The organism is Bradyrhizobium sp. UFLA05-109, from assembly GCF_054185165.1.
This window is the reverse complement of record NZ_JBBIAR010000017.1, coordinates 75,007-90,170: the sequence shown is the minus strand read 5'-3', so window position 1 is coordinate 90,170 and position 15,164 is coordinate 75,007. Positions and strand designations below refer to the sequence as shown.

Sequence of the window (15,164 nt, the reverse complement as noted above, 5' to 3'; positions counted from 1 at the left end):
CATTAGAGCGCACCCTACCGCATCCTGACCATTCGCAGCAGCTCCTCGCCGTAGTGCTCGAGCTTCTTGTCGCCGATGCCGGGCACGTTGCGCAGCTCGTCCAGCGTCGTCGGCCAGGCACGAACGATGCCGTCGATCGTTGCATCGTGCAGCACGACATAGGCGGGAACACCGCGCTCGCGCGCGACTTCGGAGCGCCAGGCGCGCAGGCGTGCCCGCAATTCGGGATCGACGTCGGCTTGTGGCGCGTTCGACGCCGGCGCAAGATCGCCGCGACGAGATTTTGTACGGCTGGCGCGAAGGCGCGTGCCAGGGGCTTCCTCGCGTAGCCAGACTTCCGTCTCGCCGCGCAAAACTCCGCGTGAGGACTCCGTCAGCTTCAGCGCGCCAAAAGCCTCGCTGTCGCTCTGCAAATGTCCCATCGCCACCAATTGCCTGAGCACCGTGCGCCACTGCTTCTCGTTGAGCTCGCGGCCGATGCCAAACACCGACAGCTTGTCGTGGCCGAACTGCGTGACCTTCTCGGTCAGGCGGCCCACCAGCACGTCGATCAGGTGCATGGCTCCGAACCGCTGCCCGGTGCGGTAGACGCAGGACAGGAGCTTCTGTGCCGGCACCTTGCCGTCGCGCATCTGCGGCGGCGTCAAGCAGTTGTCGCAATTGCCACAACTGTCTGCCGCGACGGTCTCGCCGAAATAGGCAAGCAGCCGCCTGCGCCGGCAATGCGCGGTCTCGGCAAGCCCGACCAGCGCGTCGAGCTTGCCGATCGACGCCCGCTTGAACTCATCGGATGCGCCGGACTCGCCGATCATGCGACGCTGCTGCACGATGTCGGAAAGGCCGTAGGCCATCCAGGCAGCGGATGGATTGCCGTCGCGGCCGGCGCGCCCGGTCTCCTGGTAATAGGCCTCGATGCTCTTGGGCAGGTCGAGATGCGCGACGAAGCGCACGTCGGGCTTGTCGATGCCCATGCCGAAGGCGATGGTCGCGACGATGACGATGCCGTCCTCGTTCAGGAAGCGATCCTGGTTGCGCGAGCGCACACTGCCGTCGAGCCCGGCATGATAGGGCAGCGCCGGAATGCCCGCATCGCTCAGGGCGGCAGCGACCTCCTCGACCCGGTTGCGCGACAGGCAATAGACGATGCCGGCGTCACCGGCATGGCGCTCCCGGATGAACTCCTTCAGTTGTGCGACCGAGTTGCGCTTGTCGACGATCTCGTAACGGATGTTCGGCCGGTCGAAGCTGGAGACGAATTGCGGCGCGTCTGAAAGTTGCAGCCGTTCGACGATCTCCTTGCGCGTCAGCTCGTCCGCGGTGGCGGTGAGTGCGATCCGCGGCACGTCGGGAAAACGCTCGGCGATGACCGAGAGCGCAACATACTCGGGACGAAAATCATGCCCCCATTGCGAGACGCAGTGCGCCTCGTCGATCGCAAAAAGTGCGACCCTGGCGTGCGCCAGCATTGACAGGCAGCGCGGCGTGACCAGCCGCTCGGGCGCAACATAGAGCAGGTCGAGATCGCCCGCGATCAGGCGACGCTCGATCTCGGAAGCCTCTTGCGGCGTCAGCGAGGAGTTCAGCGCGGCAGCGTTGACGCCGGATTCGATCAGGCCCGCGACCTGGTCGCGCATCAGCGCGATCAAAGGCGACACCACGATGCCGCAGCCTTCGCGCAAGAGTGATGGCAACTGGTAGCACAGCGACTTGCCGCCGCCGGTCGGCATCAGCACCAGGCAATTGCCGCCCGTGGTCACATGCCTAACGATTTCGCCTTGCGCACCGCGGAAACCGGTCAGCCCGAACACCGAATGCAGCACCGACAACGCGTCGCGGCCATCGGCCGGCGCAGGTTGGGAAGCGGTGGAGGGGGCGGACATGGGCGTGTCGGACCGGGCCGTGTGAAGAGCTGAACGGCAGTCGCATGCCGGCACGGTTGTGGCAAGAGTGTTGAGGCTCATGCGCAGCTTGCTCTCCCTCTCCCCGTTCTTGCGGGGAGAGGGTCGGGTTGAGGGGCTCTAACCGCGAAGATGATGCCGGAGGCATGCGGAACTCCCCCTCACCCAAATTGCGCGTTTCACGCAAATTCGACCTCTCACCGCAAGTGGGGCGAGGTGAAGACTGCTACGCCCCGATCCGTCGCAGGGCTTCGGCGACCGTCACGATCGGAACGTCCCGCTCCTGTGCCGCCTTCAGCGCGTGGTGCAACAGGGACGGCGTGCAGCCATAAGGGCTCGGCTGGTCGACGACGTCGTGGCCGTAGAAGATCAGCCAGCCGCCGCTCGCGGCGGTCTCGTCGAAATAGCGATCGACGCCATCGGCATCGATGTCCTTGTCGATCAAGGGCGTGGAACGCAAGAACTGCAGGTCGATGACGTCGCGATTGACGCCGGGAAGGATGCCGCGTGCCGAGCGGAAGCTCTTGCTAAGCTGCGGCTTGCGCCAGATCGAGGCGAGACCATACGGATAGGCGAAATTCTCGAGCCTGATCGTCGGGTCGAGTGCGAGAAAATAGTTGCGGTTCTGCTCGATCTCGCGCGCAAGCGCGGCCTGGTCGAGATCTGCCGCGCGGCGATGCGAGAACGTGTGGCAGGCGATCTCATGGCCGCGATCATGGAGTTGCAGAATCGCGTCCTTGGACAATCCGAGCCAGTGACCGGACCATTGCCCGATCTGGCTGCCGGCCAGATAGAACGTAGCGCGGCCGCCATACTCCTCCAGCATGGGGGCGCCAAGGCTCGCGGCGCTGTCGGGAGCGTCATCGAAGGTGAAGCTGACCATCGGCGCATGTGTCGGCAGCCGATGCGGCTTCACGGCAAAATGCCGGGCCAGCCGATTGCTCACGCGTCCGTTGATTGCCGACCACACCGGAGTTGTTTCCCTTTGTTTCCAAGCGGGGCCGTAGCAATGAACCATCCGCCCTCGGCCCGACGCAAGCTTTACGATTGATTATGCCTAACGAGGAACCTGTTCGGTCCATTAGCGCAGAGACAGCGGCGTGGCTGCTTCTTCGACGAGAGAATCGAGCCAGTTCCTGAAAAGCACGGCCGCGGCGCTTCCCGCAGCGATGTCGCCACGCAAATTCAACGCCGGCAGCTCGCTCGCCATCGCCGGATGACGCTGATGCCTGGCGCGCTTTTCGAAGCGGAAAAGCTTCACTTCGGTCGCCGCGTCAAAATAGCTCACGGGCACCGATGGATAGGCCTCGCGCTCGCGTGCGAGGAAGCGGCCGATATCACGCAGATATTCACGCTGCAGCGACAGCGCGTCATATTCAGGATGACCCTGGAAGAACACGAAACGGCTGGCATATTGCCGGACGAAAACGTCGACGCCGGCCTTCGCCGAGCGTGTCAACACCTGATAACCATGCCTGGCGAGGTCGGTTTCCGTGACCTCGTTAAGGCGTGAATGCGAGACCTTCAAGGGTGCGGGGGCGGCGCGAGTCAGGGGATCGCTGCCGACTGTCTCGCACTCGAAAATGCCATGGCATTTGGCGGCCAGCGGCCGCCGCGCGATGCGATCGAGATGCAGCACCGCTGCGTGCGCGGCAAGGCACGACCAGATCGCCGAGCGCGTATTGGTCCTCGCCCAGTCGATGATGTCGGTGAGATCGCGCCAGTATGGCTCCTGGTCGAGATCGGGGGCGACCGGCTCGGCGCCGGTCACGATCAGTCCGTCGAATCTTCGCCGCCTCAGATCGGAGAGGTCGGAATACTCGCTCTCGACGTGCCAGCGCGCTTCCGGCGAGCGCTTGACCGAGGGCAGCGAGAAGCATTGGAAGCGGATGCGGCGTGTGCCGGCAGCGGCCTGCAACAGCTTCATGAACTGTCGTTCAGTCGCTTTCAGTGCCGGATCCGGCATGTTGTTGATCAGCCCGATGGTGATCTCGCGACTGTCGACGCGTGCGTCGTCCAGCGCCGGCACCAGGGCCGGGCTCAAAATACCTTGATCCTTGTCGATCAAGATGGTCATCGGCGCTGCCGTCTACTCCGCAGCCTGAAGCCGTTCCGAGGGGCAGGCCTTTGCGAGCGCCTGGTCGATGTCTTCGACGATATCGGCGATATGCTCGATACCGATCGAGAGGCGGATCGTCTCCGGCAGCACGCCGGCAGCACGCTGCTGCTCGGCCGACATCTGGCGGTGCGTGGTCGAGGCCGGATGGCAGGCGAGCGATTTTGCATCGCCGATGTTGACGAGCCGCGTGATCAGCTTCAGTGCGTCATAGAAGGCCTTGCCGGCTTCCATGCCGCCCTTGATGCCGAAAGTGAACAGGGACGAGCCGTTGCCCGCGAGATATTTTTGCACCAGCGCGTAGTATGGGCTGTCCGGAAAGCCGGCGTAATTGACCCAGGCCACGCGCGGATCAGCGCGCAAGAACTCGGCGACCTTGCGGGCATTCTCGACATGGCGCTCCATGCGCAGCGCCACAGTCTCGATACCCTGAAGCAACAGGAAGGCGTTGAAGGGCGACAGCACCGAGCCCATGGTGCGCTGATAAATGCTGCGCGCGCGCTCGATGAAGGCGGTCTTGCCGAAGCGCTCGGCATAGACGAGGCCGTGATAGGACGCGTCGGGCGTGTTGAAGGCCGGGAATCGTGCGGCGTGTTGCGCCCAGGGAAAACGCCCGGAATCGACGATCGCCCCACCGAGCGTGGTGCCGTGGCCGCCGAGAAATTTCGTCAGCGAATGCACGGAGATGTCGGCGCCGTATTCGAACGCCTTGAGCAAGATCGGCGTCGCCACCGTGTTGTCGACGATCAGCGGCACACCATGGGCATGCGCGATTTTCGCCAGCGCCTCGATGTCACAGACATTTCCGGCGGGGTTGCCGATGGTCTCGGCGAACACCGCGCGCGTGTTCTCGTCAATCAACTTTGCGATCGCCTCGGGCTTGTCGCTCTCGGCGAAGCGGCCCGTGATGCCCTGACGTGGCAGGATGTGGGAGAGCAGCGTGTGCGTGGTGCCGTAGAGCTGCGGCACCGAAACGATGTTGCCGCCATGATCGGCGACGTTGACGAAGGCGAAATGCAGTGCCGCTTGTCCGGTTGCGACCGCCAGCGCCCCGACGCCGCCTTCGAGCTCGCTGATGCGCTTCTCCAGCACCGCGGTGGTGGGATTCGCGATGCGGCTGTAGCGATAGCCTTCTGCTTCGAGATTGAAGAGAGCTGCGCCATGATCGGCGCTGTCGAACGCATAGGCCGCGGTCTGGTAGATCGGCACGGCGACCGCATGCGTGGTCGCTTCTGGTTCGTAGCCGGCGTGAATTGCGATCGTTTCGTTGCGCATCGTCCACCTCCGCGTCGGGCGGGTCGCAACTTGGATGTGCGTTATCCGCCGTCTTCGTGTTAGAGGCGGGTGGTAAAGCCGGCAATAATTCGTCTAGAGATCGACGAAGTAACCCTAACGATTGCTGCTCAATTAGCTAAAATTTGAGTCAATTTAGGCTCGACGCTCAGCTGCCCACAGCGCGGCGGATCTGTTCGCCGATCTGCGACAGCACGAGCTGCGCCTGCGGCAGGATCGCGCCCATGGCATGGAAATTGTGAACCATGCCTTCGTGGCAGACATGCTCTACGACAACGCCGGCAGCCAGTAGCTTGCGCGCATAGGCGTTGCCCTCGTCGCGCATCGGATCGAACTCGGCCGTGTGGATGATCGCCGGCGGCAAGCCCGTCAGCCGCGACGCGCGGAGCGGAGAGACGCGGGGATCGGCGGCGTCGATGCCGTCGGGCAGATAGTCGGCGAGATCGGCTTCGATCGTGGCGCGATCAATCAGGTGATTTTCGGTAAAGGCCTCGCGCGAGGGTGAGGTCTCCTCGAAATCAAGCACGGGGCAGATCAGGCATTGCGCGACGATGGAGAGGCCGGCGTTCTGCGTCGTCTCCTGGCACACGACGGCGGCAAGCGTAGCGCCGGCGGAATCGCCGCCGATCACCAGCCGCTCGGCGTCGATGCCGAGGAGAGAAGCATTCCGCGCCACCCATTCGGTCGCTGCGATCGCGTCGTCGATCGCGGCGGGGAATTTGTGTTCGGGCGCGAGCCGGTAGTCGACCGACACCAGGCGGCAACCCGTCACGTGCGCGATGCCGGCGGCGACGCGGTCATGGGTCTGGATACTGCCCGCGACGAGCCCGCCGCCGTGGAAGAACACGAAGCCCGGCGCTCGCGATGCGGCGTTCTCCGGCGCATAGAGACGGTAGGCCAGCTCGCCGCCGGGGCCGGGCAGCGTGCCGTCGGACGTCACAACGCCGGGAGCCTCGGCGCGCGCAAATTGCATCAGTTTCGCCAGTGACTGCCGCCGCCCCTCGACGCTCGGACGGGCGCGCGCCGCGGGAGCTGCCGCGGCCATCATGGTCAACAAGCGCTTTGCGAGTGGATCGAGCGGCATGGGGCACCAGTTAACGACAAACTATAGCCGGATATTACTGCAAATCTGAATGCCTGCGCACGCTGGTTAACGGTAGTTTCGCGCAGGAAATCGTTTAGGAATTCGGCTAATAGTGACGCATATTGCGGCATGACGGTAAGGGGAGGCTGGCTAATGGCCGAGAGCACAAAACCCATCGAGTACTCGCCGAGCTGGACCTTCTTCGACGGCAAGTGGCACGAAGGCAACGTGCCGATCATGGGACCGCGTACGCATGGCGCCTGGCTCGGCTCGGTCGTGTTCGACGGCGCTCGCGCCTTCGAAGGCGTCGCGCCCGATCTCGATCGCCACGTCGCCCGCGCCAATCAATCCGCGATCAATTTTGGCCTCAAGCCGGTGGTCGACACCGAGACCTGGATGACGCTCGCGCGCGAAGGCATTGCGCGCTTCGCGCCGAAGGCCGAGCTCTACATTCGTCCGATGTATTGGGCGCAGAACGGCTCGGGTGGCGGCGTGCTGTTCGATCCAGACACGACCAATTGGTGCCTGTGCATCTACGAGGCGCCGATGCCAAAGCCGATCGGCAACGCGATCACGCTTTCGCCGTTCCGCAGGCCGACTGCGGAATGCGCGCCGGTCGAGGCGAAGGCGGCCTGCCTCTATCCGAACAATTCGCGCGCGCTCGCCGAGGCCGCCTCCCGCGGCTTCCAGAACGCGCTGATGCTCGACATGCTCGGCAATGTCGCGGAGTTCGGCAATTCCAACGTATTCATGGCGAAAGACGGCGTGGTCTACACGCCCGCGCCAAACGGCACGTTTTTGAACGGCATCACGCGCCAGCGCGTGATCGGCCTCTTGCGTGCCGACGGTGCCACCGTGGTCGAAAAGACCTTGTGTTATGCCGATTTTCTCGCCGCCGACGAAATCTTCTCGAGCGGCAATTTCGCCAAGGTGGCTCCCGTCATTCGCATCGACGAGCGCGAGCTGCAGCCGGGCCCGTTCTACACCAAAGCGCGCAAGCTCTATTGGGACTTCGCGCACGCCGTGAAGCTCGCGGCGTAGGGCTGCTCACCCGCGTCTGCGAAAACGGCTGAACTGAAACGCCTGCGTCGAATTCCAGGGCGTGCGATGGACGTCGTGACGCGTCTCCAGCAGCGCGAAATCTGGCCCGAGCTCCGCGGCAAGACTGTTGCCGTCATAGCGCTGCACCGGCAGGCCGCTGCATTTCTCTGGACCGTCGAGTGCGAAGGTGCCGATGATGACGTGACCGCTCTCGCGCACCGCCGATCGCATGCGACCGATATACGCCGCCCGATCGGAAGGCCCAGTCAGGAAATGAAACGCCGCGCGGTCGTGCCAGACGTCGTACGAACGTGCGGGCTGCCATGTCGTGACGTCGGCAACGATCCAGTCGATATCAGCTGCGGCAAGTCCGATCCGCGCCTTTGCAGCGTCGAGCGCATGGGCGGAGACATCGAGCACCGCAATGGAGCGATAGCCGTCCTGCAACAGCACATCGGCCAGCCGCGATGTGCCGCCGCCGACATCGATGATGGCGGCGCCATGGCCTGGACTCGCGGCGCGGATCATTTGAAGCGAGATCGCCGGGCTCTCCTGGAACCAACTCACCTCGGTCTCGCCCTTGGTCGTGTAGACCATTTCCCAATGCGTGCTGCGCTCGGACATGGTGGCGGCTCCCGTGATCCCGAGAGCTTACCACGTCGGTCGTGCCATTGGCCGTGAAAAGCGCGAACTCGCCACACCCTCAGCTGTTATCGCCCGGCTTGACCGGGCACTCCGAGACGCCAATGAGGTACGGAAAAGCCGCGGCGTACTGGATGTCCCGGTCAAGCCGGGGCATGACAGCCGAAAGGATAGTTCTCGCATTAATCGCGAGGCTACGGCCCGTACAGCACGAGCTCCGTGTCCGTGAGGTCGGCCAGTTGCGGCCGGTGCGAGCCCTTGAAGTATTTGCGGCCGCGCCGCTCGGTATAGACGCCGGTGAGGCCGGGAATGGGGCCGTTGGAATCGACGATGACGGAGATCTTACCGAGCCGCAGCAACAGGCGGCCGATGCGGCCGGCGCAGGTGACGAATTCGGTGACGCTGCGGCAATAGATCAGTTGCATCGCAGGTGGCGCGATCCAACCGCGGCGGATGCGCACTGGCTGCAGGATGAAGGGGAACACGCCCTTCGGCGTGCGGACCACGAGGCTCAGGCAGTTGTAGCGCGCATGGCGCGTCAAAAGCTCGGTCTCGGCTTCGCCGAGGCCCTCGATCTGCTTGGCGTGCGGTGCGATCACCTCGATCCTGGTCCAGCGCGGCACGCGCGACAGCACCGGCACCGAAAAGAACAGGCCGCGGCAATACGCCCTAAATCCCTGCGTCTCGATGATCGGCCAGGTCCACACCGCCGGGCTGATGTTGAGATAAGTCACGTCCTTGTGACGCTGCGCGATCTTGGTCAGCAGCGGTGCGTAGTTGCGGAACGCCGGCTCGACGTACCAGCTCGACAGGTTGCAATGGATGGCGGTGGTCTCGCCATCCTTGCGCGCCGTATAGATCAGAAGCAGCACACCGACCGGCATGCCGTCATTGTCGAGCATGTAGCCGAAGCGCGGATAGCCCTCGGGCACCGGCCGGAACGCCTGCCGGCGCAGGCCCTGGATCCAGTAGTCGCGCGAGCGGCCGACGAAGCCGCGCGTCAGCAGGTCCGCGATAGCATCGACATCGGACTCTGTGATCTCGCGGCATCGGACCTTGGTATGGATCACGCTCGTCTTGCCCGTAGAAATGGTCGGCCTCGTCGCTTAGCGCCAGCCTTCGACATGGGCGTCAGTCGCCACGTGCGGCGACAGGCCCAGGATGTCCCGCACCTTGGCGGGCCAGGTGGAAAGATCGGTGCCGTGAGTGTGGAACATCGCGACGGCGAGGCGATCCATGCCGAAGGCGACGCAGCCCGTGTGGGCGGGCTCGCCACTGGCGTCCTGGATGCCCCAGGTCGTGCCGAAGTGCTCGCGATGATAGTTGAAGCTCATGCAGGCTGTCGGTTGCTCCTCCGAGCGCAGCGGAATGAGAAGCTCGAATTTGAGCTGTTGCTGCTTCTGGCTCACGGCCTTCATCTGGCCGACGCGGCCGAAGAAAGGGTCGCTGGCATAGTCGACGCGGAAGGTGAGGCCGAGATCACGGGCGATCGCCTGCGCGCGCACCATCCAGCGCTCGCGGAAATCGGCGACGTCGTCAGGGCTGCCGATGCAGACATATTCGCGCATACGGAACGATTGCAACCGGTCGAGATGACGCGACGGCTCGCGGCGGAAGCAGTCTGCGGCAACGTCGAAGCGCAAGCCGCCCTTCGGCAGCTGTCCGCGGCTCGCTGCGATCGGATAGACGGGATAGCAGGCCGCCGGCGACAGCACGAGATCGGCGGGCGACAGCGACGTGGTCCAGTCGCCGCCGGCATCGAAGCGGCTCACCGCGGCATTGATCTCGCGCTCGGTGCCATGCAGGCCGCAGACGCAGCCGAGCAGGTTCGGGAAGCTCTTGAGGTAACCGGATTTTTCCAGCTGCGCCCGGCTCATGACAGGCGGAAATCGCATGACCTCGGTGCCGGTCTCACGGTGCCTTGTGATCAGCGCAGCCAGCCGCTCCACGACATCCTCATAGAGTGCCGTGCGGGCATAGACGCCGTCCGAACCCATGCGATGGAACAGCACATCGGTGAGATGATCGAGCGGATCAACAGCTTGCGGCGCGGCGTCGGGCGAGGTCGGGAGAACGGCAACGTTCATGGCCAAGACTTCCTGTTATCTGCAATTCTTCTTGTTGGTCGTGCAGGCGCGTCAGCTTCGAAGGGATGTTAGTCGCGAAGGCTCGCCGGCACGCCGCTCATCAAGGTCGAGGTCGCCGCGTTGGCGAGGATGCGGTCGTTGTTGATCATGATTGGCGCGGACAGAACGTCGCGTAAGTGGCGGCCCATGGTGAAGTCGCCGTCGTTGCGGTAGCCGGCAAGGCCGGTCGTGCGCATCGCGTGCATCACGGTTTCGACCGCAAGCTCGGAGGCTTGCACCTTGAGGAGCGTGATCGAGGACTGGAAGTCGAGCGAGCCGAGCGTGCGCTCGTCATGCTCATGATGGGCGAAGGTGTCGATATTGGAGGCGATCAGTGCGCGGAGCTTTGCCAGCGACATCTTCGCAGCAGTGAAATGGGCGGCTGCCGGTGGCATCTGCCCGCCGGAGGCGCGCGCCGCCTTGCGGACGAACGCCTGCGCGCGCGTCACGGCGGCAGCGGCAACGCCGGCCCAGGCCGACGACCAGCACAGATGCGCGAACGGCGTCATCGTCTGTGCGTGGATCTTGTCGTAGGATTCCGGGAAGACGCGGTCGGCGGGGCAGTCGACCCTCAGCTCGAAGCCGGTCGAACAGGTACCACGCATGCCGAGAGTTTCCCAACCCAGCGTCCGCTTCAGCGAATAATCGTCCTTGGCGAGCGCTAGCAACACCTGGTCGGAGGCTGCCGCATCGCCCGCGCGGCGCGCGATGGTGACGAGGCCGTCGGCCTCGGCGCCGTAGGAGATCACGGTGGCGTCGCGCGTCAGCGCGATGATGTCGCCTTCATGATCGACCGCAGCCGCGCTCGCGCGGATGTTGCCGCCGTTCTGGCCTTCGGTGGTGGAAGAGGCGAGCAGCCACTGGTCGCGGCCGACCCGGCGCATCATGGTTTCCATCCAGGGAATGCCGTGGCCGTGCCGGATAACGCAGGCGACCTTGGTCGTATGCATCGCATAGATCATTGCGGTCGAAGCGCAAGCGCGCCCGAGCGTGTAGCAGATGTCGGTGACGTCGTAGATCGAAGCGCCAAAGCCGCCGAATTCGACGGGGATCATCACGCCGAGCAGTTTCTGCTCGCGTGCCGCGTCGAATGCCTTGTGGGGAAAGCGGCCATCACGATCGACGCCCTCGGCTTCGCCGGCTGCCACCGTCGCCACGCGTGCGGTGCGCTCGACCAGCGAGGGACTGTGCTCGAGAAAGCTTGCCTGGGTGTCATCGATGGGTTGAAGGGCCGCTTCACGCACGTTCATGCTGGTTCGCCTCCGTTTAGTCGTTCGAGATCGGCACGGTTGCGCCTTGCCGATCATCCGACCATGTTTGCTTGGCCCGGAGGCTACGGATTTAATTCAAATTCGTCGACGAAATTGAAGGTAAACGAGGCCTAATTCGGAACGAGCAGTTAAGACCTGGTTTTTTGCGCCATCCGACTTTCCGAGATCGCGTTAATGATGAAAGAAAGCCACGAGTTTTAGTCAATCTGAGTCATCGTTTACTAAGAAACGCGAGTTAAGAGTCGCGCCCATTGCGGGACCGGCCCGTTGTGCCCATCGTAGACGGTAGTCTCGACCTTATCAGAGCATGGGATATTGCAGATGCAAGCGTTCGATACCGACGTGCGGGCTTGCATCATCAAGCTGGTGAAGGGCATCCTCGAACAGAACTCGCTCGCTGCGGACGTCACGCCAGGTGCGCGCCTCGTCGATATCGGCCTGACCTCGATGGACATGGTCAACCTGATGCTCGGCGTGGAAGCCGAATTCGACTTCACGATTCCGCAGTCCGAAATCACGCCAGAGAATTTCCAGTCGGTCGATACGCTGCATCGGATGGTGGCGAACCAGTTGCAGCCCGTGAAGGCGGCATAGCAAAAAAATGCTACTGCTTCCCCAAGGTCGTCCCGGCGAACGCCGGGACCCATAACCACAGGAAGTGGTTTGGCGAAGACTCGTCGTTCGGTACTCTTATCATCCGCCATTGACAGATTCCGCGGTATGGGTCCCGGCCTTCGCCGGGACGACATTGAGCGTGTGGCGCTCGCTTGCGATCCACTCTCAAGGACGATCCGCCCCACCAACCCCCGTTCCAAATCCGTCTCAAAACTGGCATAGCTTAACCACGTTGCACATCGCGGACGGGGTGAAGCAGGCATGACGCAGGCGGTATTGGGCATCATCGGCGGATCCGGCATTTACGACCTGCCAGGGCTCGAGGGCGCGCACGAAGAGGTGATCAGGAGCCCCTGGGGCGAGCCGTCGGCGCCGGTCAGGCGCGGCACCATCGCCGGTCTGCCGATCGTGTTCCTGCCGCGGCATGACAAGGGTCACCGCCTGTCGCCCTCCGACATCAACTATCGCGCCAATATCGACGTCCTGAAGCGCGCCGGCGTTACCGATCTGGTGTCGCTCTCGGCCTGCGGTTCCTTCAAGGAGGAACTGCCGCCCGGCACCTTCGTGCTCGTCGATCAGTTCGTCGATCGCACCCACAAGCGCGAGAGCTCGTTCTTCGGCAAGGGCTGCGTCGCGCATGTGTCGATGGCGCATCCGGTCTCGCCGCGGCTGCGTATCCATCTCGCCGCCGCCGCCGAAGCCGAAGGCATCGCAATCGCACGCGGTGGTACCTATGTCTGCATGGAGGGACCGCAATTTTCGACGCTTGCGGAAAGCATGACCTACAAGACGCTGGGTTGTTCCGTAATCGGCATGACCAACATGCCCGAGGCCAAGCTCGCCCGCGAGGCGGAGATCTGCTACGCCACCGTCGCCATGGTGACGGACTTCGATTGCTGGCATCCGGATCACAGCGCCGTCACGGTGCAGGACATCATCCGCGTGCTGACGTCGAACGCTGACAAGGCCAAGGCGCTGGTGGCGCGGCTGGCGAAGGATTTTCCGCGCGAGCATGAGCCGTGCCCGATCGGCTCGGACCGCGCGCTGGACACCGCGCTCATCACCGCGCCCGAAGCGCGCGATCCGGAGCTTCTCAGCAAGCTCGATGCCGTGGCGGGGCGCGTGCTGCGCGCATAAGACGAAAGGCGGAACGCCATGAAGGTCGACGGCAAGCATTATCGCAGCATCTGGCGCGAGCGCGACGGCTGGTCGGTCGGAGCCATCGACCAGCGCCGGCTGCCGCACGAATTCGTCATCGCGCGCCTCACCACGAGCGCGGAAGCGGCTGACGCCATCCGCACCATGCTGGTGCGTGGTGCGCCGCTGATCGGCGCCACGGCCGCGTTCGGCATGGCCCTCGCCATGCGCGAGGACAGTTCCGATGCCGGCTTGAAGCGCGCCTACGAGACGTTGGTGGTGGCGCGCCCCACGGCCATCAATCTCAAATGGGCACTCGACGAGATGCGCGCGACGCTCGCGCCGATCGATCCCCTGGAGCGCGCCGAAGCGGCTTACGCGCGTGCCGACGAAATTCTGGAGCAGGATGTCGAGATCAACCGGGGCATTGCCCGCAATGGTCTGGAGCTGATCGAGGCGATCGCCGTGAAGAAGAGGTCGGGCGAGACCATCAACGTGCTGACCCACTGCAATGCCGGCTGGCTTGCCACCGTCGACTGGGGCACCGCGACAGCGCCGATCTATCTGGCGCATGATCGCGGCATCAGGATCCATGTCTGGGTCGACGAGACGCGACCGCGCAACCAGGGCGCCTCGCTGACCGCCTGGGAACTCGGGCATCACGGGGTGCCGCACACGGTGATCCCCGACAACACCGGCGGGCATTTGATGCAGCACGGCATGGTCGATCTCGCGATCGTCGGCACCGACCGCGTCGCGGCCAATGGCGACGTCTGCAACAAGATCGGAACTTACCTGAAGGCGCTCGCCGCGCACGACAACAACGTGCCGTTCTACGTCGCGCTGCCTTCGCCGACGATCGATTTTGCGGTCAATGACGGCATCCGCGACATCCCGATCGAGCAGCGCAGCGCCGTGGAGGTCACCGACATGACCGGCCGCACCGCCGACGGGCGGCTCGAGACGGTGCGGATCGTGCCCGAGGGCTCGCCGGTTGCCAACTACGCCTTCGATGTGACGCCGGCGCGGTTGGTAACGGGCTTGATCACGGAGCGTGGCGTGCTGAAGCCGGATCGCGTCGCACTTGCGGCTGCGTTTCCTGAGCGCATCGTCGCGGCGGCGGAGTAGTTCTATTCTCGTAGGGTGGGCAAAGGCGCATCGCGCCGTGCCCACCACTTTTCTCGATGTGATTAAAAGTGGTGGGCACGCTTCGCTTTGCCCACCCTACGGCCCGTCGATCCGGCTACCCGAGCTTCAGCCCCGTGGCTGCCTCGAGCTCCGCAATCGCCTGTGGGCCGCTCACGACCTTGATCGTCGTCATCCCCATCTCGCGCGCGGGCTTCAGGTTGACGCCGAGGTCGTCGAGATAGACGCAGGCGCCCGGATCGACCTTCAGCGCCTCGACCATCATCCGGTAGATCCGCGGATCCGGCTTGCGCAGGCCGATCTTGGCGGATTCGATGACGTGATCGAACAACGCCATCACCTCGGCGACATAGAGTGTGCGGCCGGTCATGCTGCCAATGGCATTGGCGGGGAGATTGTTGGTGATGCAGCCGGTCTTGAAATGCGCCGTGATCCGCTTCAACGCCTCGACCATCTCGGGCCGCAAATTGCCTTGCAACAGCGGCAGCACGTCGCGACCGCGCACTTCCGCGCCCAGCGCGAGCGATTCCGCTGCGAACAGCCGGTCAAAAGTTTCGACGTCGACCTCGGCGCGTTCGAACTTCGCCCAGGCGTTTTCCAGATGATTGGCGGCGTTGGTGCGCCGGATGATGTCGGCCGGCAGGCCACGCTCCTGTTCGAAGCGTGTGAAGGCCTCGAAGGGCGAGCTCGTCAACACACCGCCAAAGTCAAAAATCACAGCGCCGATCGTCACCGTCCTGCCCTCGTCGATATCAGGTGAAAACCGCTAGCACGCTGCCGCCACAACGGCCAGCA

14 protein-coding genes are annotated in these 15,164 nt (G+C 64.0%); 4 read left to right on the top strand and 10 right to left on the bottom strand.

Annotated features, from left to right (window positions below; genetic code table 11):
- Window positions 1-14: 14 nt before the first annotated feature.
- From recQ to Q3C01_RS14780, 5 genes are all read right to left on the bottom strand, one after another.
- On the bottom strand, window positions 15-1,880 hold the full coding sequence (gene recQ / locus Q3C01_RS14800) for a DNA helicase RecQ (RefSeq protein ID WP_458146059.1): 1,866 nt from the start codon (window positions 1,878-1,880) through the stop codon (window positions 15-17).
- 244 nt (window positions 1,881-2,124) lie between these two features.
- Complete coding sequence (locus Q3C01_RS14795) at window positions 2,125-2,868, bottom strand: polysaccharide deacetylase family protein (protein ID WP_458146058.1); 744 nt, start codon at window positions 2,866-2,868, stop codon at window positions 2,125-2,127.
- A 111-nt stretch (window positions 2,869-2,979) separates the two neighbouring features.
- The gene (gene metA / locus Q3C01_RS14790) at window positions 2,980-3,975 is read right to left on the bottom strand and encodes a homoserine O-succinyltransferase MetA (protein WP_458146057.1); all 996 of its coding nucleotides are present in this window, start codon (window positions 3,973-3,975) and stop codon (window positions 2,980-2,982) included.
- Between the two features lie 12 nt (window positions 3,976-3,987).
- Entirely contained in the window at window positions 3,988-5,289 is a 1,302-nt protein-coding gene (locus tag Q3C01_RS14785) for an O-acetylhomoserine aminocarboxypropyltransferase/cysteine synthase family protein (RefSeq protein WP_458146056.1), read from the bottom strand.
- A 166-nt stretch (window positions 5,290-5,455) separates the two neighbouring features.
- Window positions 5,456-6,391, bottom strand: a complete 936-nt coding sequence (locus Q3C01_RS14780) for an alpha/beta hydrolase (RefSeq protein WP_458146055.1) — start codon at window positions 6,389-6,391, stop codon at window positions 5,456-5,458.
- A 153-nt stretch (window positions 6,392-6,544) separates the two neighbouring features.
- Here Q3C01_RS14780 and Q3C01_RS14775 point away from each other — a divergent pair, with 153 nt between their 5' ends.
- Window positions 6,545-7,432 (top strand): branched-chain amino acid aminotransferase, encoded by an 888-nt coding sequence (locus Q3C01_RS14775; protein WP_458146054.1) that lies wholly within the window; start codon window positions 6,545-6,547, stop codon window positions 7,430-7,432.
- Between the two features lie 6 nt (window positions 7,433-7,438).
- On the opposite strand, the gene Q3C01_RS14770 is transcribed toward Q3C01_RS14775, so the two are convergent.
- The 4 genes from Q3C01_RS14770 to Q3C01_RS14755 form a co-directional block, all read right to left on the bottom strand.
- Window positions 7,439-8,056 (bottom strand): class I SAM-dependent methyltransferase, encoded by a 618-nt coding sequence (locus tag Q3C01_RS14770; RefSeq protein WP_458146053.1) that lies wholly within the window; start codon window positions 8,054-8,056, stop codon window positions 7,439-7,441.
- A gap of 212 nt (window positions 8,057-8,268) precedes the next feature.
- On the bottom strand, window positions 8,269-9,144 hold the full coding sequence (locus Q3C01_RS14765) for an acyl-CoA acyltransferase (protein ID WP_458146052.1): 876 nt from the start codon (window positions 9,142-9,144) through the stop codon (window positions 8,269-8,271).
- A 36-nt stretch (window positions 9,145-9,180) separates the two neighbouring features.
- Window positions 9,181-10,161 (bottom strand): amino acid--[acyl-carrier-protein] ligase, encoded by a 981-nt coding sequence (locus Q3C01_RS14760; protein WP_458146051.1) that lies wholly within the window; start codon window positions 10,159-10,161, stop codon window positions 9,181-9,183.
- 68 nt (window positions 10,162-10,229) lie between these two features.
- Complete coding sequence (locus Q3C01_RS14755; RefSeq protein WP_458146050.1) at window positions 10,230-11,450, bottom strand: acyl-CoA dehydrogenase family protein; 1,221 nt, start codon at window positions 11,448-11,450, stop codon at window positions 10,230-10,232.
- Between the two features lie 342 nt (window positions 11,451-11,792).
- Between Q3C01_RS14755 and Q3C01_RS14750 the strand changes: the two genes are divergently transcribed.
- The 3 genes from Q3C01_RS14750 to mtnA all read left to right on the top strand — a co-directional run bounded on the left by Q3C01_RS14750 (window position 11,793) and on the right by mtnA (window position 14,351).
- Entirely contained in the window at window positions 11,793-12,065 is a 273-nt protein-coding gene (locus Q3C01_RS14750) for a phosphopantetheine-binding protein (protein ID WP_458146049.1), read from the top strand.
- Window positions 12,066-12,347: 282 nt separating this feature from the next.
- The gene (locus tag Q3C01_RS14745; RefSeq protein ID WP_458146048.1) at window positions 12,348-13,223 is read left to right on the top strand and encodes an S-methyl-5'-thioadenosine phosphorylase; all 876 of its coding nucleotides are present in this window, start codon (window positions 12,348-12,350) and stop codon (window positions 13,221-13,223) included.
- 18 nt (window positions 13,224-13,241) lie between these two features.
- Window positions 13,242-14,351: an S-methyl-5-thioribose-1-phosphate isomerase gene (gene mtnA, locus Q3C01_RS14740; protein WP_458146047.1), complete on the top strand. Its 1,110-nt coding sequence runs from the start codon at window positions 13,242-13,244 to the stop codon at window positions 14,349-14,351.
- A 115-nt stretch (window positions 14,352-14,466) separates the two neighbouring features.
- On the opposite strand, the gene Q3C01_RS14735 is transcribed toward mtnA, so the two are convergent.
- On the bottom strand, window positions 14,467-15,102 hold the full coding sequence (locus Q3C01_RS14735) for an HAD-IA family hydrolase (protein ID WP_458146046.1): 636 nt from the start codon (window positions 15,100-15,102) through the stop codon (window positions 14,467-14,469).
- Window positions 15,103-15,164: the final 62 nt, after the last annotated feature.